General features: G+C 42.9%; 17 protein-coding genes. 13 read left to right on the top strand and 4 right to left on the bottom strand.

From position 1 onward, the window contains the following. The first annotated feature begins 35 nt into the window (after nucleotides 1–35). The gene (locus JS40_RS02785) at nucleotides 36–4,421 is read left to right on the top strand and encodes a translocation/assembly module TamB domain-containing protein (protein WP_233273937.1); all 4,386 of its coding nucleotides are present in this window, start codon (nucleotides 36–38) and stop codon (nucleotides 4,419–4,421) included. Nucleotide 4,422: 1 nt separating this feature from the next. Here JS40_RS02785 and JS40_RS02790 read toward each other — a convergent pair whose 3' ends face one another. Then, nucleotides 4,423–4,803, bottom strand: coding sequence for a RidA family protein (locus JS40_RS02790; RefSeq protein WP_034258160.1), 381 nt, complete (start codon nucleotides 4,801–4,803; stop codon nucleotides 4,423–4,425). An 18-nt stretch (nucleotides 4,804–4,821) separates the two neighbouring features. Beyond that, nucleotides 4,822–7,539, bottom strand: coding sequence for a putative LPS assembly protein LptD (locus JS40_RS02795; RefSeq protein ID WP_152558118.1), 2,718 nt, complete (start codon nucleotides 7,537–7,539; stop codon nucleotides 4,822–4,824). Between the two features lie 246 nt (nucleotides 7,540–7,785). On the opposite strand from JS40_RS02795, the gene JS40_RS02800 reads away from it, so the two are divergent. The 9 genes from JS40_RS02800 (at nucleotide 7,786) to JS40_RS14750 (ending at nucleotide 17,509) form a co-directional block, all read left to right on the top strand. Further along, nucleotides 7,786–8,907 carry an N-acetylmuramoyl-L-alanine amidase family protein gene (locus tag JS40_RS02800; protein ID WP_034258164.1) on the top strand — a complete coding sequence of 374 codons (1,122 nt, stop codon included), beginning with the start codon at nucleotides 7,786–7,788 and terminating at the stop codon, nucleotides 8,905–8,907. A 53-nt stretch (nucleotides 8,908–8,960) separates the two neighbouring features. After that, nucleotides 8,961–9,911 carry an MlaD family protein gene (locus tag JS40_RS02805; protein WP_034258166.1) on the top strand — a complete coding sequence of 317 codons (951 nt, stop codon included), beginning with the start codon at nucleotides 8,961–8,963 and terminating at the stop codon, nucleotides 9,909–9,911. Nucleotides 9,912–9,914: 3 nt separating this feature from the next. Then, nucleotides 9,915–11,234 (top strand): 4Fe-4S dicluster domain-containing protein, encoded by a 1,320-nt coding sequence (locus tag JS40_RS02810; protein ID WP_034258168.1) that lies wholly within the window; start codon nucleotides 9,915–9,917, stop codon nucleotides 11,232–11,234. Beyond that, nucleotides 11,235–11,669, top strand: a complete 435-nt coding sequence (locus JS40_RS02815) for an LNS2 domain-containing protein (RefSeq protein WP_034258170.1) — start codon at nucleotides 11,235–11,237, stop codon at nucleotides 11,667–11,669. 11 nt (nucleotides 11,670–11,680) lie between these two features. Beyond that, nucleotides 11,681–12,472, top strand: coding sequence for a (Fe-S)-binding protein (locus JS40_RS02820; RefSeq protein ID WP_034258172.1), 792 nt, complete (start codon nucleotides 11,681–11,683; stop codon nucleotides 12,470–12,472). A 2-nt stretch (nucleotides 12,473–12,474) separates the two neighbouring features. Continuing rightward, nucleotides 12,475–12,960: a hypothetical protein gene (locus tag JS40_RS02825; protein WP_034258174.1), complete on the top strand. Its 486-nt coding sequence runs from the start codon at nucleotides 12,475–12,477 to the stop codon at nucleotides 12,958–12,960. A gap of 19 nt (nucleotides 12,961–12,979) precedes the next feature. Beyond that, on the top strand, nucleotides 12,980–15,913 hold the full coding sequence (locus JS40_RS02830) for a serine hydrolase domain-containing protein (RefSeq protein WP_034258175.1): 2,934 nt from the start codon (nucleotides 12,980–12,982) through the stop codon (nucleotides 15,911–15,913). Beyond that, entirely contained in the window at nucleotides 15,910–17,037 is a 1,128-nt protein-coding gene (gene bshA, locus JS40_RS02835; RefSeq protein ID WP_034258177.1) for an N-acetyl-alpha-D-glucosaminyl L-malate synthase BshA, read from the top strand. Before JS40_RS02830 ends, bshA begins: the two co-directional genes overlap by 4 nt. Nucleotides 17,038–17,119: 82 nt before the next feature. Continuing rightward, nucleotides 17,120–17,509 carry a protease complex subunit PrcB family protein gene (locus JS40_RS14750; protein WP_160172947.1) on the top strand — a complete coding sequence of 130 codons (390 nt, stop codon included), beginning with the start codon at nucleotides 17,120–17,122 and terminating at the stop codon, nucleotides 17,507–17,509. A gap of 73 nt (nucleotides 17,510–17,582) precedes the next feature. On the opposite strand, the gene JS40_RS02845 is transcribed toward JS40_RS14750, so the two are convergent. Further along, on the bottom strand, nucleotides 17,583–18,071 hold the full coding sequence (locus JS40_RS02845) for a hypothetical protein (RefSeq protein ID WP_034258179.1): 489 nt from the start codon (nucleotides 18,069–18,071) through the stop codon (nucleotides 17,583–17,585). 138 nt (nucleotides 18,072–18,209) lie between these two features. Between JS40_RS02845 and JS40_RS02850 the strand changes: the two genes are divergently transcribed. After that, nucleotides 18,210–21,149 (top strand): FAD-binding and (Fe-S)-binding domain-containing protein, encoded by a 2,940-nt coding sequence (locus JS40_RS02850; RefSeq protein WP_034258181.1) that lies wholly within the window; start codon nucleotides 18,210–18,212, stop codon nucleotides 21,147–21,149. On the opposite strand, the gene JS40_RS02855 is transcribed toward JS40_RS02850, so the two are convergent. Next, on the bottom strand, nucleotides 21,128–21,967 hold the full coding sequence (locus tag JS40_RS02855) for a UDP-2,3-diacylglucosamine diphosphatase (protein WP_034258182.1): 840 nt from the start codon (nucleotides 21,965–21,967) through the stop codon (nucleotides 21,128–21,130). The two genes, JS40_RS02850 and JS40_RS02855, sit on opposite strands and share 22 nt — an antisense overlap. Before the next feature lie 172 nt (nucleotides 21,968–22,139). On the opposite strand from JS40_RS02855, the gene aroC reads away from it, so the two are divergent. Both aroC and JS40_RS02865 read left to right on the top strand, forming a co-directional pair. Further along, nucleotides 22,140–23,204, top strand: a complete 1,065-nt coding sequence (gene aroC, locus JS40_RS02860; RefSeq protein WP_034258183.1) for a chorismate synthase — start codon at nucleotides 22,140–22,142, stop codon at nucleotides 23,202–23,204. Between the two features lie 51 nt (nucleotides 23,205–23,255). Next, nucleotides 23,256–24,701 carry a dicarboxylate/amino acid:cation symporter gene (locus tag JS40_RS02865; RefSeq protein ID WP_034258185.1) on the top strand — a complete coding sequence of 482 codons (1,446 nt, stop codon included), beginning with the start codon at nucleotides 23,256–23,258 and terminating at the stop codon, nucleotides 24,699–24,701. Nucleotides 24,702–24,855: the final 154 nt, after the last annotated feature.

Here is a 24,855-nt window from a genome sequence, read left to right on the forward strand (position 1 = left end):
TACTTCGCACTTTCGCAATAATTGTATTGCTGCTTGTGCTTTTAGTTATTATCCTTTCTATTCCTTCCGTTCAAACCTATGTTGCTAAAAAAGTAACAGACAATCTCAATGAAACCTACGGAACACACATTGAAATAAAGCGCCTTGGCCTGAATTGGAAAGGAGAAGTGGATATTCGAGAGGTGTATATTGCCGATCATCATGAGGATACACTTATTTACGCAGACCGATTAGAGACCAACATTGTAAACTTCCAGAATTTAATAAAAGGAGATCTGGGCTTCGGCAATATTGACCTTGAAAGAGCAAAGCTCTATGTTACCACCTACAAAGACGAAGAAACAGACAATCTTACCATTTTTGCTGAAAAGTTCGATACCGGACAAAAAAGTGAAAGTCCTTTCTCCCTGTTCAGTAATGACGTGAGTCTTACGGAAAGTGTGGTGAAAATCACCAATGAAAATCTTGAGAATCCTAACGTTTTCCACCTTAGGGATGTAAATCTACTGGCGAACGACTTCAAGATCACAGGACCCGAAATTGAAGCTTCCATAAGATCTTTATCCTTGGACGCCGAGCGCGGTTTTATAATTAAGGATCTAAAAAGTGATTTCTCGTATACGCTTACTGAAATGCGATTTGAAGCACTCACCCTTATTACTGAAGCATCCACGATCACAGGAGACATTATTTTAAGCTATCCCGACGGAAATCTATCCGACTTTGAAAAAGGAGTGATCATCACTGCTAATTTCAACGATTCGAAGCTCTCGACCAACGATCTAAACAGTTTTTATAATGAATTTGGTCCCGACCAAGTAATTAGTATCGATGGAAACTTTAAGGGAACCTTGAACGATTTCGAGTTTACCAATGCCCGGCTCGCCACAGGTGACACTCAAGTGTCGGGTGATTTTACGGTAAAAGACATCTTAGCTGTGGACACCGACTATTCCATAAAAGCCGAAGGACACGCTATTACCACCAATTACTACGATCTGCGCCGTTTTATGCCCCGTATTTTGGGAGATGTCATTCCGAAGGAACTAAAAGACCTGGGAACATTCACCTTTTCGGGGAATACGACCATCACCACGACCGATCTGTTAACTAACAGCGTCATCTCATCGGGGATTGGGGGCGCAAAAGTAGATCTAAGTGTCGGGAATATTAATAATTTCGATTATGCCTACTACAAAGGGAACATCGTACTCAATAACTTTTCATTAGGAAAGATAGCCGGAACCAGTTCCTTAGGGAAGGTGACAGCAAATCTTAAGGTAGACGGGCGGGGCTTCTCGCAAGAATCTGTCAACACGGGTATCACAGGAACTATCTCGTCACTTACTTTTGAAGGGTATAACTACAAAAAGATCAACATCTCGGGTAATTTGAGGAATCCGCTTTTTGATGGTGAACTTACCATTGACGATCCCAATCTAAAGATGGAGTTCAAAGGGCTTGTAGATGTTTCGAAAGATGCTAATCAATACGATTTTGAAGCCGATGTGGAATTCGCCGAGCTCAATCAACTGAATTTATTTACAAGAGACAGTATTTCAGTTTTTGCCGGTAAGATAATCATGGATATGGAAGGGACAACGGTGGATGATGCACGGGGTACCATTACCTTTAACCAAACGTTCTACCAGAATGCAGATGACGATTTTTTCTTTGACGACTTTACCATCATCTCCAGTTTCGAAGGACCCGTTCGTACTATTGAGATCAATTCGCCAGACATCATCACCGGAAAGATCACCGGAGAATTTCTGCTTGAAGATATCCCAAATCTCTTTGTGAACGGAATTGGAAGTATCTACACCAATTACATCCCGCAGGAAGTAACAACCGATCAATACATAGACTACGAGTTCAAGGTGTTTAATAAGATCGTGGAAGTGTTTGTACCACAGCTTCAGTTAGGGGAGAATACAAGAATAAAAGGATCGGTATCTTCCGATGAATCAAAATTCCAGCTCGATTTCCGCTCCCCGGAGATCATCGTACTGGACAATTACCTGTCGAGGGTGAACATTCAGGTAGACAACGACAACCCTATTTACAACGCCTATATTTCGGTAGATTCGGTATACACAGGTTTTTATAATCTCACGGATGTGAATGTAATTAATAAGACTATCAATGATACCCTATACATTCGTTCAGAATTTAAAGGCGGCAAGAAAAAGGAAGATCTCTTCAACTTAGCCCTATTCCATACCATCAACGAACAAGGGAAGTCGGTGGTAGGTGTAAAAAGATCTGATATTACCTTTAAAGACAATGTATGGTATATCAACGAGAAGAACAACGATTTGAACAAGGTTGTGTTCGATGATAACTTCAAGGATGTTCGAATAGATTCGCTTGTATTTAGTCATAACAACGAAATCATCCAGTTGGCTGGGACCCTTCGGGATTCTACCTTTAAGAATATAAAGCTTCAGTTCAATGATGTGAACATTGGAAACATCACACCGGACATCGACAGCCTGCGGCTTCAGGGAAATGTGAATGGAAAATTAGATTTCCTTCAGAAGAATGGAGCCTACTATCCAAACAGTGAGGTAACCATCGACAACGTGATCATTAATGATGTGGCCTTTGGTGATCTTGACTTAGCGGTAAGGGGCAATGAGAATCTTACCAACTACAGTATCAACACCTCCTTGACCAATAACAATGTGAAGTCGATCAATGCGGTTGGAAACATTGACGTATCACCGGAGAATCCTCAAATCCGCCTCGATGTAGACCTGAACGATTTCAACATGCACGCCTTTAGCCCGTTTGGTGCTGATGTGATTTCAAACATTCGAGGGTTGGCCTCCGGGAACATTCGCGTTTCCGGTAATTACAAATCGCCCGATATTTTCGGGCGAGTCGCTCTTGAGGAAGCAGGTCTGAGGATTCCATACTTGAACACCGATTTTGACCTGGACAACGCTACACAGATCATTTTAACGAAGAATAAGTTCGATCTGGGTCGCACAGAGATAACCGATACTAAATACGGGACGACCGGAACGCTCTCCGGAAATGCTACACATACCAATTTTGGCAACTGGGAGCTGGACCTCAATATCGATGCGCCGGACCGGCTTCTTGTTCTGGATACAGAGCCCGCTGAAGATGCACTGTATTACGGTACAGCCTTTATAAGCGGGACTGCTGCCATTCGAGGGCCTGTGGAAGAATTAGTCATAGATGTAGTCGCTACCACCGAAGAAGGAACCACCTTTAAAATTCCGCTAAGTGATACAGAGTCTATAGGTGATGACTCATTTATAAAATTTTTGTCACCCAAAGAAAAGCAGGCGCGTATTAGCGGTGAGACGATCGTTTCTGAAGAAGTTAAAGGATTATCCTTGAATTTTGAATTGGACATTAATGACAAAGCTGAAGTTGAAGTGGTGGTGGACCAGGTGAATAATTCTACCTTAAAAGGTCGTGGTGCCGGGATCTTGCTCATTGAAATCAATACCCTCGGAAAGTTTAGAATGTGGGGAGATTTCTTGGTGATTAGTGGTGAATACGATTTCCGGTACGGAGGGATCATTCAAAAGACCATACAAGTAGTTCCCGGCGGAAGCATAACGTGGGACGGAAGCCCGGAGCGTGCTAATTTAGATTTAAGCGCGCTGTATTCAACGCAAGCCAATCCGTCAATACTGCTGGACAATCCTGCCGTGAACCGAAAAATTCCTGTAGAAGTGTATATAGACCTTACCGGCGAGCTCATTCAACCCGACATCAATTTCCGTATAGATTTTCCAAGAGTTAGTTCTATTGTAAAGAGCGAACTGGAATACAAGCTTCAAAATGCCGAACAACGTGAGAAGCAGGCGCTCTTCTTGTTAGCATCAGGTTCTTTTGTGAATGACAATTATGAAGGTTCCAATGCTTTTACCGGCACGTTGGTGGAACGTGTCTCCGGACTGGTTAACGAGATCTTTGCCGATCAGGACAGCAAGTTCCGCGTGGGACTTGATTATTCCCAAGGGTCCCGATTACCAAATCAGGAAACAGCAGATCGCTTTGGGATTACGCTCTCCACACAAATCAATGAACGTATTCTCATCAACGGTAAAGTAGGGGTACCGGTAGGAGGGGTGAACGAGACTGCCGTGGCGGGAGACATCGAAGTACAATGGTTGGTGAATGAGGATGGTAGTTTGCGTATAAACTTCTTCAACCGACAAGCAGATATTCAATTTATTGGAGAAGATCAGATCTTCGAACAGGGTGCAGGAGTTTCGTACACGGTAGATTTTGATACGTTTGCTGAACTGGTCAACAAACTTTTCAATAGAAAACTCACCAAAGAATCTGATGAACTCCTTCCTGTAACTCCGGACGACGACACAATGCCTGCAGATTTCAACACTCAAGGCACACGTGAGAATGAAGAAAATTAAATTACAGTGAAGCGATCATAGAGATCTCGACATTTACGTATTTCGGCAAATTTGCTACTTCTACTGTTTCACGCGCCGGTGCGGTTGCTTCATCAAAATACTGCCCATATACTTCGTTGATGGCGCCAAAGTTCTTCATATCACTTATAAAGATGGACGTTTTAAGAACGTGTTCAAACGTCATGCCTGCAGCTGCAAGGACAGCTTTAAGATTCTCCATTACCAGTTTGGTTTCGGTAGTAATGTCATCGGTTCTCAAAGCTCCTGTCTTCGGGTCCAAAGCGATTTGTCCCGAGGTGAATAACAGATTGCCTTTTAGTACAGCTTGGTTATATGGGCCAATGGGTGCAGGTGCGTTGTCGGTTTGAATGATCTTTTTCATGGTTGAAATAAATTACGGTTATAACTGTCGGTCTGATTCTCTTCTCTTGTCGTATTTAATGTCACTTAATACTGAAGATTTGATACCTATGTAAAAGTACCAGGAGGTATTTATACTCCCTATAGGGGTCCAGTTAAAGCTCATCTGCCAGCTTTCGAGATCACGCTGAAACCTGAACTGCGTTAGCGTTACACCTTTGTTCTTAAAATCGTAGCCCGAAGAAACACCAACGCGCCATCGGGGAGACAATTCCAAATTAGTGCTCACCATGAGTGATTGCGAGGAGATCTCATTCTGTCGTTGGTTGTTGGAATAGGTCATGGTGTACGCGAGTCTAAAGTCCCATGGGATCTTGTAATTGTACCAGCCAATATCGGTCTTATCTTCGTCTTCATCATCTTCCTTGTAGATATTACCGTCGTAAATATCGGTAGTTTCTCCAAACAGATCATCGGGGCGCCCACCGTTTCTAAAGGTCTCATCTTCAAATGCCTTTGGATCATCGTCCTTTTTTCCTTCAAAATCCGTACTCGAAAAAGAATAATTAATACTCACGTTGGCATTTGTCAATCGAAACAGACTCCCACCGTTGTTTATATTCCATACATCGATCTCTCGGTTATTGCTGTTCAGGGCATACGGATTCAAGGTTCCGCTAAAGTTAAAATCCAATCGGTCCACGATAGGGATGCTACCGGTTACTCGAAGCGGTTGCCAATTGAGCGAATCTGACACAAGGTTATATGCTGTACTGAAATTGAAATTATTGAGCAGGATCACTTTTTTAGGTTCTGTGGCTGTGGTGTCCCTGTCACGTATCTTGGCTTCAAAAGTATTGCTCAATGATATTCCAATGTTACTGGAATAATTCTGGCCGGGAGCACCATAGATCGAATTCTGAAACCTGGAATACTGAACGATCTCATCGTTAACAGTAGGATCTGCTGTGGCAGGGATCACATACTCGTCGTAATATTGATCGAAACCCGGGTTAATATTGTAACTCACTGAAGGTCGCATGACATGTCGAAGCGCCTGTATCTTTTTATCCGTTCCGAAATTGAACAAACCATAAACAGTGGTTCCTAAACTCGTAGAAAAATTATACGTGAGATATCTGTCAAATCCGGGAATGGTATCCTCTACAACTCCTCCAATACCATCATTGAGCGTAGCATCATAACGCCGTTCGATGGTTTTTAAAACCCATACTTCCTGAAGATTCGTCCCTGCAGACGCACTAATATAATTAAGTATTTTGAAGTTGGTCGATACAGGAATGTTGTGTCGCGCTCCCACCTGGGCCGTTTCGAACATTTCGGGCTTGAAGAATAGAGAATCGACCGTGCTGAACCGGTTCTCGGCAGCAACATTGTATTGAAAATTGATATTTTGAAACGCACCACGCTTTACACCGGTACCGGGCGCAAAAGGAAAGATCCTAGAAACATTAGCATCTATATTAGGTAAGGACATCGTGATTTCCTGAGTGTTGGTATTTTGGCTGTGCGTACCTGCAAGTGTAAAATTAACCTGAGGCTCTCCTTCAAAGGTTTTTGAATACGATACGGATGAGTTCAAGGTGTTCACCAGAGCACTGGCGTTGTTGGTTTGGTTGATCGATTGTTGAAAATAGCGGCTACTTCCCAAATTTACCGAAGCCGAAAAGGTCGAAGACGGACTCGCTTTTTGGTCCTGTGTGTGGCTCCAGCGAATGTTGTATACCGAACTCTGACTAAAATCAGGGAAGCCGCGTTCACTATTGATAAGATTCTCATAGCGCACACTTACATTCCCCCGAAACTTATACCGCACCAGATAGGCCGATTCTCCCCGTAATCCATAACTGCCGTTCGTGTAATAATCCCCTAAGACCGTGAGGTCCAAATAATCGTTGATGGCAAAATAATAACCCCCGTTCTGAAAAAAGAATCCGCGATTGCTGTTCTCTCCTATGGTGGGAATGATAAATCCGGAAGCACGATCTTCAGTGAGAGGAAAATATGCGAACGGCAATCCCACAGGTGTAGGCACATCGGCTATATACATATTGGTCAAACCGGTTACGATCTTCTTCTTAGGAACGAACTTTGCTCTACGCGTGTAAAAATAATATTCCGGATCTTCGATGTTCTTGGAGGTCGTGAACTTCACATTCCGAAGAAAATAAACCGAATCATTTTCCTTCTTCGTCGCTTCAGCGATCACGTTAAAACCATTCTGTTCGGTGCGGGTATTATAGACGATCGCTTTCTTCGTTTTGGTATTGAAACGCAAAGAATCGGGCTCGGCTCTGTTACCGCCTTGCACAAATATAGGGCGTTGAGAATAGACCCCGGCACTGTCGATCCCTTTGGCCGTTACTTCGTTCTTGTTGTAATCCAGAATGATCAAACCGGCATCAATGCGCATATCGCCATAGACAATATATGCTTTGTTGTACATGTAGACCTTGTTGCTCTTGCGGTCCAGATACACATAGTCCTCACCATAGTAATCTACCACATCGTCAAGAAATTCCTTTTGCGGAACAATAGTATCTGTGCGCACGGTATCTGCGACCACCTCGGTCGTTTCCGGCAGTATATCCCGCACAGGAACTGTGACGGAATCTTCTTTTGCTTCGGAAGGCAGGTTCACCTCGTTTTTGGAAGGAATGTCCTGCGAATATAGTACAGCACTGCAGGAAAGCAGAAGTGTGAGAAAAATCGGAAAAAATTGCCGTTTGGTTTGCAATGCTACGATGCTGTTATTTTGTAATTTTCGGTATAAAAAATATAATTTAGCTGGGTACTGTAGAATTATACTAATTAGACCGTGGAACTTTCATTAAGTTTCTTCAATTTTGCCAAAAAGTACAGCTGAAAACCTGAAACACATTTGGCTTAGTTTTTGAAACCTCAAAATTAAGCATATTTTTTGGGCTGTGTTTTTTAAATATGCATTTTTAAAATATCAATTTCTAACTGTCGTTATACCTATATGAAAACGAAACTTTTGTCTTTTTTCGTACTTGCCACCGGCCTCTTGTTATTTACTTCATTCACTAATTCCAAAAATTCTTCAGTAAAACCCTTTGTAGTTGTTTTGGACGCCGGACATGGAGGACATGATAGTGGCAACGTAGGCAACGGGTATAAAGAAAAAGAAATTGCCTTAAACATTGTATTACAGATAGGTGCCATAATAGAAAAAGACCCGAATATTAAAGTAATATACACGCGTAAATCCGATGTTTTTATTGATTTATGGGAACGGGGTGCGATCGCAAATAGAGCAGATGCCGATCTTTTTGTCTCTGTACATTGCAATGCGCACCATTCTCAAGCGTCTGGCACAGAAACCTTTGTTTTGGGGCTACATGCCAATGAACGGAATTTAGAGGTCGCCAAGAAGGAAAATGAAGTAATTTTTCTGGAAGAAAATTATAAAGAAAATTATACAGGATACGACCCCAACGCACCAGAATCTTTTATTGGCTTGACCCTAATGCAAGAAGAGTATTTAGATCAAAGTATCATGCTCGCCAGTTTAATTCAGAATAATTTTACCAATAAGTTGAAACGGAAAGATAGAAGTGTGAAGCAAGCAGGATTTATCGTTCTCCATCAAACCTACATGCCTAGTGTACTTATAGAAACAGGTTTTCTTACCAATAATAGTGAAGGGGCTTATCTCAATTCTAAGAAAGGCCAATCAGAGATGGCTATTTCCATAGCGGAAGGAATTCTTACATACTACAAGAATATTGCATTAGGTACGCCAAAAGCAAAGAATCCTGTAATAACGCAACAGGAGATCGACAAAGCCATAGAAACCACCGAAGAGAAGATTTATAAAGATGTAACCTTTAAAGTCCAGCTTGCTGCAAGCAGTAAAAAGATAGATACCAAAGCGTCGAATTTTAAAGGCCTCAAAGACATAAGCCGGGATAAGGAAGACGGTCTTTTTAAATATTACTACGGAGAAACTTCAGACTACCATAAGATCGAACTTATGAAAGCCTTTGCGCGAGAGAAAGGATATTCTTCCTGTTATGTCGTTGCCTTTAAAGACGGGAAAAAAGTTAAACTTTCCGAAGTCTTAAATTCCGAAGATAAATAAAGGGCTTTTTCTATATTTATTTCTAAATTTGTTTTCAACGAAAACAATACCCCTTGAGACTATCTAGAGAAGTTAAAACCGGAATTCTTGCTATTGGCGCTATCTTGCTGTTTATCTTTGGGTACAGTTTCCTGAAAGGCACGAACCTGCTTGAGAATCACCGTACTTTTTACGTGAAATACAAAAATGTCGAAGGCCTGGCCAAGTCGGCTCCTGTTACCATCAACGGTCTTAAAGTCGGTAAGGTTCAAAACATCGATTTTGCAAATCAGTCTGGCGGTCTGGTAGTTGAATTTACCGTAGAAAAGGATTTCGATTTCTCCCGTAACAGTCTGGTGCGCATCTACAGTAGTGGTTTGATAGGAGGGAAGTCACTGGGTATTTTTCCTACCTACGATGTGAATAGCATCGCTCAATCCGGAGATACGCTAAAAGGAGAGATTGAAAAAGGAATGTTGGATGCCGTGACAGAACGGCTGGGTCCTCTGGAAAAGAAGGTAAATAATACATTGGCCACAGTAGATACACTTTTGCTGGCGTTTACAGATATTGTCGACGAGCCTACCAGAAATAATTTACGGGAAGCAATTCAAGGTCTTAATCGTACACTCGCTTCCTTTAACAGTGTCACCAATCGTATGGATGGACTGTTGGCAGAGAACAGCGATAAACTAAGTCGTACCTTCACGAATCTTGATACAACTGCCGAGAATTTTGCAAAACTGTCAGATTCGCTGGCACAGATCGAAACCGGGAAGATGGTGGCCGATATGCAAGCCGTAACCGAGCAACTGAATGATATCGTTACCAGAATAAATAACGGTGAAGGTAGTGTTGGAAAACTGTTGAAAGACGATGCCCTATATCAAAATTTAGAAGGCGCTTCAAAGCAATTGGAACAACTCATGCAAGACCTGAAACTGAATCCAAAACGATACGTTCATTTTTCACTTTTCGGTAAACGACCAAAAGAATACAGTCCGCCGGAAGATCCCAACCAATAGAACATGCAGTACATTCCTAATATACTATTTCTTATCGCCCTTATAGCGGGTATTGGTTATTTTACTAAGAATATCCGTAAACTCATTCGTAATATAAAATTAGGGCAGGAAGTAGATGCGTCCAATCACAAGGCAGAACGATGGAGCAACGTGGTGCGCATCGCACTCGGGCAGTCCAAAATGGTAGTGCGACCTGTAGCGGGTCTCTTACATATTATCGTGTACGTTGGATTTATTGTGATCAACATAGAGGTGCTGGAGATAATTATCGACGGCCTTTTCGGGACACATCGTATTTTCTCGGGGATGGGTGTTGTTTACGACTATTTAATAGCCACCTTCGAGATTCTGGCCCTTTTAGTTTTGGTGGGTGTTATTTTCTTCTGGACGCGACGTAATATCCAAAAAATTAGACGTTTCTGGGCGCGTGAAATGAAAGGATGGCCAAAGAATGACGCCAACTATATCCTTTATTTCGAGATGGTATTGATGGTCCTTTTTCTTACCATGAATGCAGCAGACCTGCAATTACAACGTATAGGAGCAGACCACTACACCCAGGCAGGAATGTTCCCTGTGAGCCAGTATATAGTACCTTTACTGGAAGGATTTTCAGAAAGCACACTCATTCTTATCGAACGCACGGCCTGGTGGCTGCATATTTTGGGGATCTTGGTGTTCTTAAATTATCTCTACTTCTCTAAACACCTGCATATCATTTTAGCATTTCCCAATGTTTACTTCGGAAAAGTGGTTCCGAAGGGAAAATTCAAGAATCTGGAATCGGTGACCAATGAAGTAAAACTTATGATGGATCCCAATGCCGATCCGTTTGCTGCTCCTGCCGAAGGGACCGAAGCACCGGCTAAGTTTGGCGCAAGCGATGTCATGGACTTAAACCAGATCCAACTGCTCAATGCCTATACCTGCACCGAATGCGGACGTTGTACCAGCGAATGTCCGGCAAATCTAACCGGAAAAAAGCTATCCCCGCGTAAGATCATGATGGATACCCGCGATCGGTTGGAGGAAGTGGGTAAGAATATTAAGGCCAATGGCGAGTTTAAACCCGATGGCAAACAATTATTGGACGATTATATCCTTAGAGAAGAACTTTGGGCCTGTACCACCTGTAATGCCTGTGTGGAAGCTTGCCCTGTAAGTATTGATCCCCTGTCCATTATTATGGATATGCGTCAATATTTGGTCATGGAACAATCGGCTGCCCCACAGGAGTTGAATGTTGCGATGACCAATATAGAGAATAACGGAGCCCCATGGCCGTACAATCAAATGGACCGATTAAACTGGAAGAACGAATAAATGAAAGCGGAGAATTTAAATAAACTATTGCGGGACACCCACATTAATGGAGAACATGTAAGCCCGGTATTACCCGAAGACGTCAAGAATTATTTGATCGATATCGATGGAACCATAACGGACGACATCCCAAATGAAGAGCCGGAGCGAATGGCAACCTGTGAACCTTTTCCGGATGCCTTACGAACGTTGAACAAGTGGTACGATGAAGGTCATATTATTTGTTTTTTCACTTCCCGCACCGAAGAACACCGAGAAGTGACCGAAACTTGGTTGGACAAACACGGTTTTAAATATCACAGTTTGTTGATGGGAAAACCCAGAGGTGGTAATTATCACTGGGTTGATAATCATTTGGTAAAAGCAACCCGCTATAAAGGAAAATTCACCGATCTGGTGGAAAAAGAAGTGACCATTCAGGTTTTTAAAGAGTAAAGATACCAGACATGAGCGAACCGATAAAAGTACCCACAATGGCCGAATACATGGCGCAGGGAAAGCAACCCGAAGTATTGTTTTGGGTAGGCTGTGCCGGAAGTTTTGATGATCGTGCAAAGAAGATCACCAAGGCTTTTGTAAAACTATTACACAATGCCAAAGTAGACTTTGCTGTGTTGGGAACCGAAGAAAGTTGTACCGGAGACCCGGCGAAGCGCGCTGGCAATGAGTTTTTGTTCCAGATGCAGGCCATGGGCAATATTGAGGTATTAAATGCCTATGAAGTAAAGAAGATCGTTACGGCTTGTCCGCACTGCTTTAACACCATCAAGAACGAATACCCGGAACTGGGCGGCTCGTATGAGGTGATACATCACACACAGTTCTTGAAAGATCTTCTGGTAGAAGGCAGATTACGGGTTGAAGGTGGAAAATTCAAAGGAAAACGAATCACCTTCCATGACCCCTGCTATTTGGGACGTGCTAACGGCGAATATGAAGCCCCTCGGGAGCTTCTTGAAAAACTGGAAGTAGAACTTGTTGAAATGCGGCGGTGTAAGTCGCGCGGACTCTGCTGCGGGGCAGGGGGAGCTCAAATGTTCAAAGAGGCAGAACCGGGTGATAAAGAAGTGAATATTGAACGTACCGAAGAAGCCATAGAAACACAACCCGATATCATTGCAGCCGGCTGTCCCTTCTGTAATACGATGCTTACCGACGGTGTAAAAGGAAAAGAAAAAGAAGGCGATATACAAGTATTGGATGTCGCAGAGATGATTGCAAATGCTGAAGACCTGTAACCATGTTGACCGACTTTAAGAACTTACCCGATGATTCCCGTGTATGGATCTATCAAGCGAATAGAAAACTTACCGACGAAGAAATTGCAACCATCCAAGATAGGACCTCAAAGTTCTTGGAGGCATGGACCGCACATGGTACCGATCTGGAAGCTGGTTTCGAACTAAAATACAATCGATTTATAGTGATCGGTCTTAACCAAGCCAATGCTTCAGCTTCAGGATGCAGTATCGATGCTTCAGTGCGATTTATTCAATCATTGGAAAAAGAATTTGATGTGGATCTCCTGGACAAAATGAATGTCACGTTCTATTCCGGAGATTTTATTGCATATAAGCCTTTGACCGATTTCAGAAAAATGGCAAAAGCACGCTCTGTCTCCCCCAATACGGTGGTTTTCAACAATCTGGTAAACACCAAAGCCGAGTACCTTGAAAATTGGGAAGTTCCGGCAAAAGAAAGTTGGCACAATCGATTTTTAGCATAGTTTTTGTACCTTTCAGTATATGAAAAAATTGCTTGCAACCTCACTTCTTGCACTCGTTCTATTCCCTGTATTTTCACAGCAAGTTAATCCATTAATCGTCAAGGACGATTTTCAGAATCAACAAAAATGGGTCGATAGTATCTATGGCAATATGTCCCTTCAGGAAAAGATCGGTCAATTGTTCATGGTCGATGTGTTTTCCAGTGACCCCACGTCCAAAACCGATAAGGTGAAAGACTTAATCGCCAATCAATACATTGGCGGGGTGATCTTTTCGAAAGGCGGACCCATGAGACAAGCCAAGCTGAATAACGAATTTCAAGCATCCTCACGGATTCCGCTTATGGTCGCCATGGATGCCGAATGGGGACTTGCCATGCGGCTGGACTCTACCTTTGCGTACCCCTGGAACATGACACTGGGCGCCATCAAGGACAATAATATCGTTGAAAAAGTGGGGGAACGTATTGGTGAACACTGCAAACGACTGGGCGTACACATTAACTTCGCTCCCGTAACAGATATTAATACCAATCCGAAGAATCCAATTATCGGAAATCGTTCTTTTGGTGAAGATAAAGAAAATGTAACCGAAAAGGCCCTAGCGTTTATGAAGGGTATGCAACGTGCAGGAATCTTGGCTAATGCGAAACATTTTCCCGGTCATGGTGATACCGATACCGATTCTCATAAGACGCTTCCCACGATCAACTTCAGTAAAGAACGCATAGACAGTGTAGAGCTCTATCCTTACAAACGTCTTATCAACAACGGTCTCAGCAGTGTGATGGTTGCTCATTTAAATGTCCCATCGTTAGAAGAGCGCAGCGATTATCCATCTTCCATATCCAGAACCATCGTTACAGATATGCTAAAAGGACAGCTGGGTTTTAACGGACTCATTTTTACCGATGCCCTGAATATGAAAGGAGCTTCCAACTTTTCGTCACCCGGGGAGATAGATCTGGCTGCGTTTCTCGCAGGGAACGATGTTTTACTGATTTCTGAAGACATCCCGAAAGCACACCAGCTATTGGTGAATGCCTATCGTGAAAAAGTCATTACCGAAGAACGGCTGGAGCATTCAGTGAAAAAAATTCTGTACGCAAAATACAAGGTAGGTCTGCACAATTATTCCCCGGTGGATACTAATTATTTAGTTGAAGAGCTCAATACGGTCCAAGATGCAGTCCTTTATGAAGAATCCATGGAAAAGGCGCTTACGGTGCTAAAGAATGATCAAGATATTCTTCCTATCAAAGACTTGCAAAACAGCTCCATTGCCTATGTGAATTTTGGCGATGACGACGGCAGTGCTTTTTTGGAGCAATTGCAACAATATGCACAAGTGGATTGGGTTAAAGCAGAAGATTTAGACGGTTACATTAATAAGTTAGCCACCTACACACATGTGATCATTGGTTTTCATAAATCGAATGCGTCACCCTGGAAAGATTACGAGTTCACTGAAAATGAATTGGTCTGGATCTATGAGATCGCTCGCACAAATAAGGTGATCCTCGATGTATTTGCTCGACCCTATGCGTTGTTAGGCCTGAGAAGCCGTGCCAATTTTGAAGGTATTGTGCTTTCATACCAAAATAGCGAAGTGAGTCAGCAACTGTCTGCTCAATTGATTTTTGGAGCGAGAAAGGCAAACGGTCAGTTGCCGGTTTCTTTGGGACCCGATCTTCCGTTGCACACCTCTATTGAAACGAACAGTATGAATCGTTTGCAATACGGTACACCGGAGAGCGTGGGTATGAACAGTTTTACGCTACGAAAAATAGATTCGCTCGCACGCACAGGAATCTATGGAGGCATGACCCCGGGAATGCAGATATTGGTAGCTCGCAAGGGGAAAGTAGTGTACCAGAAGAATTTTGGTTACCACACTCAGGAAAACAAGAATGCCGTAAAAAGTGATGATGTGTACGACGTGGCATCGCTTACCAAAATTTTGGCAACACTGCCCTTGGTGATGGAACTCGTAGACCGCGATGTCTTGTCGATGGACACCAAACTTTCTGAAATGCTCCCGGAATATAAAAATTCGAATAAAGGGGATATCACCCTTAAAGAGATCCTTACCCATACAGGAAGACTACAAGCCTGGATTCCTTTTTATATTGGAACGCTGGACTCGGTCACAAAGCAACCTGCAGAAAAGTATTATTCAAAATTTATTTCTGAAACATTTGATCTGCAAGTAGCAGAAGACCTGTATATGCGTACAGATTATAAAGATTCTATCTACGATATCATACGGAAGAGTGAATTACGGGACAGACCGGGATACAAATACAGCGACTTGCCTTATTACATACTGAAAAAATATCTGGAAGAATTCTACGGAACTCCTTTGGACAAGCTGGTACAGCGTAATCTTTATGAGAATCTGGGTGCGAATTATACAACCTATAATCCGCTTCAGAAATTCTCTAAGATCGATATCGTTCCCACAGAGGACGATTACAGTTTCCGTATGCAGAAAGTTCACGGATATGTTCACGACCAAGGAGCAGCAATGTTAGGCGGGGTTGGAGGTCATGCCGGACTTTTCAGTAATGCGAATGATGTTGCTAAAATTATGCAGATGTATCTTTGGAAAGGCTTTTATGGCGGAAAACGCTACTTTAAACCCCAAACCCTGGACGCTTTTAATACGTGCTATTACTGTGAAAGCGATATACGACGCGGCGCCGGGTTCGACAAACCTCAATTGGGAGATGTTGGCCCTACATGCGGCTGTGTTTCCATGACGAGTTTTGGTCATAGTGGTTTTACCGGAACGCTTACCTGGGCAGATCCCGACGAAGAGATCGTGTATGTATTTCTTTCTAACAGAACGTATCCTAGTGCCGACAACCGGAAACTAATTGGCAGCAATTTGAGAAGTAATATCCAATCTGTTATCTACGAAGCGATCGATTTTAAAAACACCGACCTATGAAAATTGCGATAGTTTGTTATCCAACCTTTGGGGGTAGTGGCGTAGTAGCTACCGAACTGGGTATCGCCCTGGCAGAACGGGGCCATGAGATTCATTTTATTACCTACAATCAGCCTGTACGATTAGAACTGGTATCGCACAATATTCACTATCACGAAGTAACAGTCCCGGATTATCCGTTGTTTCATTATCAGCCCTATGAATTGGCCTTATCGAGCAAATTGGTGAACATGGTAAAATTGTACGGTATCGAATTACTACATGTGCACTATGCGATCCCACACGCATATGCGGGATATATGGCAAAAAAAATGCTCGAAGAAGAGAACATCTATATTCCCATGGTAACCACTTTACACGGAACCGATATCACATTGGTGGGAAACCATCCATTTTATAAACCTGCCGTGACGTTTAGTATTAACAAAAGTGAAGTGGTAACTTCGGTTTCCGAGAGTCTTAAAGAAGATACACTGCGATTGTTCGATATCACGAACGAAATTGATGTGGTTCCCAACTTTATTGATGTGGCAAAACACGACAACCCGTATACCGAGTGTCAGCGTGATCTTATGGCTGATAAGGACGAAAGAATCATTACGCATATTAGTAATTTACGCCCTGTAAAACGTGTCATGGATGTTATAGAGATCTTTGACCGTATTCAGAAAAAGATACCCGCTAAGCTCATAATGGTAGGAGAAGGTCCCGAAAAGGAAGCCTGTGAGGCTTTGTGTGCTAAAAAAGGAATTCAGGAAAAAGTATTATTTTTAGGGAACAGTAGCGAGATCAATAAGATCCTGTGTTTTACAGATCTCTTTTTATTACCTTCAGAAAAGGAAAGCTTTGGTCTTGCTGCACTGGAGGCAATGGCTTGTGGCGTCCCGGTAATTTCCAGCAATACCGGTGGGTTGGCAGAGGTAAATGTCCAAGGAGTGAGCGGGTACTTAAGTGATGTGGGTAATGTGGATGAGATGGCGACCAATGCATTGCAGATCCTAAAGGATGATAAAACTTTAGCACAGTTCAAAAAGCAAGCAAAGGAAGCCTCCCGAAAGTTCGATACTAAAAATGTGGTCCCATTATATGAAACCTTATATGAAAAAGCCTTTCAGAAAATATAATAAAACAGCCATTGGGCTTTGTATAGTGCTTCTAAGCTTTATGTTGAGCTGTAAAAGTAGCACGAACAATTCGAAACCTCCAATGACCGATTCCATAGATTTTACTATTATTGAACAGGGTAGTCACAGTAATTTTACCAATAAACAAGAACGTCTTTTGACAGATCAATCGGCACTGCAACGTGTTTATGATACGATCAACAGTACCCGAAAACCCGGACTTCCTGTTCCTGAAATTGATTTTTCGAAACAACAGGTCGCATTTATAACAGCCGGCGAACTTTCCTCAGGTGGCTATTCGGTAGCGATAGACTCCATTGTACGAGAAGAAGAGCAAGTAGTGCTGTATATTGGTGGTGAATCTCCAGAATCCGGCGACTATGTGACTACAGTGCTCACTTCCCCGTTCATCCTTGTAAAGTTCGAAAAACAATCGGTTCCGGTAGTGTTTAAATATTCGTTTAATAAGTAATAAGAAAACTTCAGATAACAGCAACAAAAAACCCGCAACTTGCGGGTCTTTTAATTTTTATCAAGTAATGCGCTTAAAATTGATAGCGAATACCTAAGGCAATGTCGAAATCAACATCGTCATTGAAATCCCCAAAACCTATTTCGGGCCGGAAATCCAGTGATAATAACAGCGGAATATCAAAATCGTATTCGATCCCTATATCCCCTGCGGCGTAGAGATACGTTTCAGTGTCATCATTAAAACCGGGAAAATCGTCATCGAAGTCTACCTGTGCAACACCTCCACCAACACCAACGTACCAGTTAAAGCCACCGTCAAGATTCCATACCCATTGGTACAGTCCCGTAATTCGATAGGCGTCAAAATTATTACTGCTACGCCATCCAAGATCTATTTCAAGTCTGTTATTGTCACCCAGTCCGCGCTGATAGCTTATCTCGGTTCCAAAGCCATCGCTATCCCCAAGCCGGAGACCTAAGGCGTTCTTGGCTACCGTTTGAGCTTCAGCCTGCATTGAGAAGGCAACAATCGCGATAACTACTAAAAGTACTTTTTTCATATTTATGTGTTTAGGGTTGTTAACGGAATAAAAGTAGTCCTATTATCTATGGCAACATGTTAAGGCTATCCGAAAAATTAACTTGTATTATAGAAAGTTTTGTTAAAGAAATGCCTCTTGTTTGTTACATTTACGGTCATGGAATGGGAAAACTTCCTACATCAATTATCCAACCAATTGGAAGGAGATCTCCGTTGGGATGAACTCCACAGATCCATCTATGCTACAGATGCTTCGGTGTATAGAAAAATACCCATAGCCGTAGCTTTTCCTCGTACCGTTCAGGACATTCAATGTCTTGTGCGATTTGCGACAGAATATAAAACTTCACTCATTCCGCGAACTGCAGGAACCTCATTGGCAGGACAATGTGTAGGGGAAGGTATCGTCGTGGATGTATCAAAATACTTTACAAAGATCATCGCGGTGGATATAAAGGCTAAAACCGTTACCATACAGCCGGGCGTTATTCGCGACGATTTAAATAGGTTCCTGGAACCATACGGACTTTTTTTTGGTCCTAATACGTCAACTTCCAACCGTTGTATGATAGGAGGGATGGTAGGCAACAACTCCAGCGGTACCACCTCCATTCAATACGGAGTTACAAGGGATAAGGTTCTTAAACTCTCAACGGTGCTTTCAAATGGAGATCTGGCAGAATTTGGACCCCTCTCAAAGTCTGAATTTCTTCAAAAAGCACAATCAGAAACTTTTGAAGGGTGCCTCTACAAAATGCTTCTGGCAGAATTATCTTCGGAAGAAGTACAAAAAGAGATAAAAAAAGAGTTCCCTAAACCAGAGATCCACCGAAGGAATACCGGCTATGCTGTCGATGCGCTGCTTGATTCTGAAGTATTCTCGACCTCTGAAGCGCCCGTAAACCTTTGTTCGCTTTTGTGCGGAAGTGAAGGGACACTTGCAATTACCACAGAGATCGTTCTTCAACTGGATGAGCTCCCTCCCATACATTCGGCTATGGTTGTTGCGCATTATGAAACCCTTCGCAACTGCTTGAACGATGTCAATAAGGTCATGGAGCACAATCTCTTCAGCTGCGAAATGATGGATGACATCATCCTCAACTGTACAAAAAAGAACAAGAAGTATGAAGCGTACCGCTTTTTTGTAGAAGGCGCCCCAAAGACCCTGTTGCTATTGGAGTTAAGGTCGCATGACCCGGCCGAGCTTTCCCTGCAAACAGATGCACTGTTGCAATCATTACAGCACTCGGCGCAAAGTTACAGTGCTCCGGTACTTAGGGGTGAAGAGATCGATATGGCCATGGAGTTACGCAAAGCAGGTCTTGGTTTACTGGGTAACATGGTAGGTGATGCGAAAGCGGTCGCCTGTATTGAAGATACAGCGGTTGCCTTAACCGATCTGCCGGCGTTTATTGGCGAGTTTTCCGACCTCATGGCGCGATACGACCAGAATGCAGTGTATTATGCACATGCCGGCGCGGGTGAATTACACCTAAGGCCCATTTTAAACTTGAAAGAAGCCAGGGATGTAACATTCTTTAGAAAGATCACCACCGATGTTGCCATGCTCACAAAAAAATACAAGGGCTCGTTTTCCGGGGAACACGGGGACGGAATTGTAAGAGCCGAATTTCTACCCATGCTCATCGGATCGAAAAACTACCGTTTACTGCAACGTATCAAACAAGCCTTCGATCCCGGTTCTATATTGAATCCCGGAAAGATCGTAGATGCCTACAAAATGGACGAATCGTTGCGTTATGAAGTGAACAGAAAAGAACCTGAAGTGGTCACTAAGATCAATTTTGAAGATTCGGGAGGAATCCTGCGCTTGGCAGAAAAGTGCAACGGGAGTGGGGATTGCCGAAAACCGGCAACTGCCGGCGGCACCATGTGTCCCAGCTATCATGCTACGTTAAACGAAAAGGACACGACGCGCGCCCGGGCCAACGCTTTACGAGAAGTGCTCACAAATCCTAAAAATGCAAATGCGTTTAATTCGGATGTACTTAAGGAGGTATTCGATCTTTGTATAAGTTGCAAGGCATGTTCCAGTGAATGCCCCAGCAATGTAGACATGGCTACTGCCAAAATAGAATTCCTTTACCAATATCAAAAGGTTCACGGTATAACACCTTCCAATAAACGCTTCGGAAAGAGTTCTTTCTACAATAAGCAAGCCGCACGTTTTCCGGGAGTATCGAATTGGATATTCGGCCATGCCTGGCTCTCGAAACAGATAAAAAAATGGAACGGAATTGCCCCTCAACGGAAGCTGCCACGTATATCAAGTAAAAGTTTCAGTAAGTTATACAAAAGTATTAACAATCAGACTTCTACTGGATATTCTGTTTTGCTTTTTGTTGATGAGTTCAGTAATTATCTGGAATCGCAGATCGCAGTGGATGCGTATGAGTTGCTAATCGGGTTGGGGTATAAGGTTACGGTTGTAGATCATCTTGACAGCGCACGTGCGCTACTTTCCAAAGGAATGCTGGAGGAAGCCAAAATACAGGTCGATAAGAACATAACATTTTTAAAGGATCTTGTTGCTGAAAGCACCCCGCTGCTTGGCATTGAACCTTCGGCCATTCTGGGATTTCGGGATGAATATCTTCGGTTAACGACCGATCTCCCTTCAGCTGAAAGAATAACCAAACACACATTCTTGATAGAAGAATTCCTCGCTTCAGAAATCGCAAAAGGCACTATCACCGCTAAACAGTTCACTTCCGAAGCAAAAAAAATAAAGATCCATGTGCATTGCCATCAAAAAGCACTCAGCAATCAAAAAGTCACGTTCGATCTGCTCAATCTGCCCGTTAACTATAACCCTACAATCATCCCTTCCGGATGTTGTGGCATGGCGGGAAGCTTTGGCTATGAAAAAGAGCATTACGATCTGAGCATGCAAATAGGGGAATTAAAACTATTTCCGGTGCTTCGCAAAGCGTCACAGGATACCATAATTGCGGCGAATGGCACCAGTTGCAGACATCAAATAGAGGATGGCACCGCAAAGAAAGCACTCCATCCTGTTAGTATTTTACGACATGCACTCCTGCCAAGCGATCAGATTGGGAATGCACTGTAAGCCGAAAAAGCAGAAATAAGGGAAGAAATATCGGTGTCTTCTGTTACGGCCGGCCATTCATCGGGATTGGGGATGCGCTTTTTCGTATTGAAATGGAACAAATGCCAGCGCTCGTTGTTATATTCCAGAGCCGTTAGATTCTCAACCCAATCGCCGCTATTCATGTAAACGCAGCTACCTTTGTCTGTCACCACTTTTTTTATGGCAGGTTGGTGTATATGACCACAGACCACAAAATCATATTTATTTTCGATGGCAAGTTCAGAAGCTGTTGCCTCAAAATTTGAAATGAACGTTACGGCACCTTTAACATTGTCCTTTATTTTTTTAGAGAGTGAATATTTCTCTCTGCCCATTCGCTCTAAAAGCGTATTGATAAGTCTGTTTAACAGTATTAGCAAGTCGTATCCCCAACCTCCTAATTTCGCAAGCCACTTTGCGTGTTGTATCGAGACATCAAATACATCGCCATGAAAGAACCAAGCTTTTTTTCCATCTAATGTAAGAACCAGTTTATCGACAACACGAATGTTTCCCATCTTCGTTCCTGTAAAGCGTCGCATCTTTTCATCGTGATTGCCGGTAACGTAATAGACCTGGGTTCCCTTGGCTGCCAGCGCAAAGATCTTTTTGATCACCAAGAGATGTGCTTTTGGAAAATACCGCTTTCTAAACTGCCAAATATCCACTATATCCCCGTTAAGGATCAACTTCTTTGGCTTTACAGCGTTCAAATAATGTAAGACTTCCTTAGCGTGACATCCATAGGTCCCCAAATGGATGTCGGACAAGACCACTACTTCAACTTTTCGTTTCAAGGGCAATAATTTCTTACAAAGAAATCTAAACGGGATCAAATTATTTTTACAGCAGTGTTATCATTAGTTCTACTGAAGGTTATGTTTGGGCTTTTAGTGTTTCTGAAACATTAAGCAAATAGTTTATTTTTAGGATTCAATTAGAACATTTACATTTGTTCAAAATGCGATTATGGCTGGAAATTCCTTCGGAACAGTTTTTAAACTCACTAGCTTCGGCGAATCACATGGTACTGCCATAGGCGGCATCATAGACGGGTGTCCTGCGGGAATTAAGATCGACTTTGAAGCAATTGCCGCAGAGATGCAACGAAGGAAACCCGGACAGTCGGCCATTGTAACACAGCGTAAGGAAGAAGATGAAGTAGAGTTTCTTTCCGGCATTTTTGAAGGCACCACCACTGGCACCCCTATTGGATTCCTTATAAAAAACACCAATCAGAAATCGAAAGATTACTCCCATATTAAAGATACCTACAGGCCTTCACACGCCGATTTCACATACGAAAAGAAATACGGCACACGAGATTATCGCGGCGGAGGACGTTCTTCGGCGCGGGAAACCGCCTGTAGGGTCGTTGCGGGTGCCGTCGCAAAACAAATCTTAAAAGGCATTTCAATTAATGCCTATGTTTCAGGAGTTGGAAAATTACAACTCACCAAGCCCTATAAAGAATTGGATTTTTCAGAAATAGAAAAAAATCCGGTTCGCTGTGCAGACCCCGTCATGGCAAAGACCATGGAATCGTATATCAAGGAGGTTCGAAAGCAAGGGGATACCGTAGGCGGAGTGATCACCTGTGTAATCAAAAATGTTCCTATGGGTCTTGGGGAGCCGGTCTTCGACAAATTACATGCCCAACTGGGGAAGGCGATGTTGTCCATAAATGCCGTAAAAGGTTTTGAGTACGGTAGCGGTTTTGAAGGAACAAAGCTACTGGGAAGTATTCACAACGATGCGTTCAATAAGGATGGTACCACCAAAACTAATAACAGTGGCGGCATACAGGGAGGAATTAGTAATGGAGAAGAAATTTACTTTTCGGTTGCTTTCAAGCCCGTTGCTACACTTATGCAAAAACAAGAAACTATCAACAAAAAAGGAGAAACTGTAGAAATGCAGGGAAAAGGAAGGCACGACCCCTGTGTGGTACCCCGCGCAGTGCCTATTGTAGAGGCAATGGCTGCACTTGTTTTAGCCGATTTTTGGTTATTGAACCGGGTTTCCAAAATGTAAATATTAATACGTAATTTAACGCCTTTCAACATCGAAAAATAAACAACACCTATGAAAAAATTAGCACTGCACTGGAAAATAATCATCGGATTGGTATTGGGTATTATTTGGGCGTTGCTGTCCAGTCAGTTGGGATGGAGTTCCTTCACGATCAATTGGATCGCTCCGTTCGGGACTATTTTTATCAATTTACTGAAATTGATCGCTGTTCCCCTGGTGTTGGTTTCCATTATTAGCGGTGTGGCCAATATTGGTGACGCCGGTAGTTTGGGTCGAATGGGAGGAAAAACATTGCTCGCTTATCTGGTCACTACTGTTTTGGCGGTAAGCCTTGGATTGGCACTTGTAAATGTGGTTAAGCCCGGAAAATTGGTAGATGAACAAAGTCGCATCGACAACAGGATTAGCTACGAGCTCTGGGCAAGTTCTCAAGGATACGAAATAAAGGATGGTATCAACTATCTGCAAGAACCCGAATTTTTTGAACGGGCACAACGTATCACAGAGCTATCCAAAAGTGAATTACAAGATGCCGCGGTCACAGAAAAGATGAAAACCGCAGATGAGACAAAGGATGCGACTCCCTTGCAACCTTTGGTGGACCTCGTGCCACAGAATTTCTTTCTGTCACTTACAGACAACGGACTGATGTTACAGATCATTTTCTTCGGGTTGTTCTTTGGTGTATGCTTATTATTGATCCCGAACGAAAAGTCGCAAGCTGTTACGAGTTTTATGGATAGTGCCATGGAGGTCTTCCTTAAAATGGTGGATCTAACGATGCAGGCTGCGCCTTTCTTTGTTTTTGCACTTCTGGCTGGTGTCGTGAGTAAGATGGCCGGCGACGATATTGGTAAAGTTTATGAGATCTTTAAAGGATTAAGCTGGTACTCATTAACAGTCTTTTTAGGCCTAATGCTTATGATCTTTGTAGTGTACCCGACCATCTTAAAGTTATTTGTGAAGAAAATTCCTTACACAGGCTTTTTCAAGGCCATGAGTCCTGCACAAACGCTTGCATTCTCAACTTCGAGCAGTGCGGCTACCTTACCGGTGACCATGGAGTGTGTAGAAGAGAATCTAGGTGTAGATAAAAAGATAACGAGCTTTGTATTACCTATTGGTGCCACCGTGAACATGGATGGAACGTGTTTGTATCAAGCAGTGGCAGTTGTATTTTTGGCCCAACTTCACATGATCGATCTAACGCTGGGGCAGCAGTTGACGATCGTTCTCACCGCGACACTTGCTTCCATTGGTTCAGCCGCCGTTCCCAGTGCCGGATTGGTAATGTTGATCATTGTACTGGATTCGGTTGGTTTAAATCCGGCTTGGATCGCGATCATCTTTCCTGTAGATCGAATTCTGGATATGTTCCGTACGGTTGTTAATGTAACCGGTGACGCTACCGTTTCAACAATTATTGCGAACGGCGAGGGGATGTTACAGTACGAACCACAGGAGAACCCTACTGAAACCTTCGATCTGGACTCGTAAGCGGTTTTTTTCAGATTTAATAATAATTTCCTAACTTAGAGGTTCAACTTCCCGAGTATTTTTACCGTCCATTTCAAAATGTAAGCATCTCTTAAAAGAGAGAACGCTGTTGTTTTGGAATGTGGTAAGCCCTCAGTCGCTTGAAATTTGATTT

The sequence above is a fragment of the Altibacter lentus genome, from assembly GCF_000746845.1.
GTDB classification, from domain to species: Bacteria; Bacteroidota; Bacteroidia; order Flavobacteriales; family Flavobacteriaceae; genus Altibacter; species Altibacter lentus.

Coding starts and splice junctions, on each gene's coding strand:
- JS40_RS02800 (WP_034258164.1), top strand. CDS start 7,786: ATGAAAACGAAACTTTTGTCTTTTTTCGTACTTGCCACCGGCCTCTTG.
- JS40_RS02845 (WP_034258179.1), bottom strand. CDS start 18,071: ATGAAAAAAGTACTTTTAGTAGTTATCGCGATTGTTGCCTTCTCAATG.
- JS40_RS02865 (WP_034258185.1), top strand. CDS start 23,256: ATGAAAAAATTAGCACTGCACTGGAAAATAATCATCGGATTGGTATTG.
- bshA (WP_034258177.1), top strand. CDS start 15,910: ATGAAAATTGCGATAGTTTGTTATCCAACCTTTGGGGGTAGTGGCGTA.
- JS40_RS02825 (WP_034258174.1), top strand. CDS start 12,475: ATGTTGACCGACTTTAAGAACTTACCCGATGATTCCCGTGTATGGATC.
- JS40_RS02850 (WP_034258181.1), top strand. CDS start 18,210: ATGGAATGGGAAAACTTCCTACATCAATTATCCAACCAATTGGAAGGA.
- JS40_RS02810 (WP_034258168.1), top strand. CDS start 9,915: ATGCAGTACATTCCTAATATACTATTTCTTATCGCCCTTATAGCGGGT.
- aroC (WP_034258183.1), top strand. CDS start 22,140: ATGGCTGGAAATTCCTTCGGAACAGTTTTTAAACTCACTAGCTTCGGC.
- JS40_RS02820 (WP_034258172.1), top strand. CDS start 11,681: ATGAGCGAACCGATAAAAGTACCCACAATGGCCGAATACATGGCGCAG.
- JS40_RS14750 (WP_160172947.1), top strand. CDS start 17,120: ATGACCGATTCCATAGATTTTACTATTATTGAACAGGGTAGTCACAGT.
- JS40_RS02815 (WP_034258170.1), top strand. CDS start 11,235: ATGAAAGCGGAGAATTTAAATAAACTATTGCGGGACACCCACATTAAT.
- JS40_RS02790 (WP_034258160.1), bottom strand. CDS start 4,803: ATGAAAAAGATCATTCAAACCGACAACGCACCTGCACCCATTGGCCCA.
- JS40_RS02830 (WP_034258175.1), top strand. CDS start 12,980: ATGAAAAAATTGCTTGCAACCTCACTTCTTGCACTCGTTCTATTCCCT.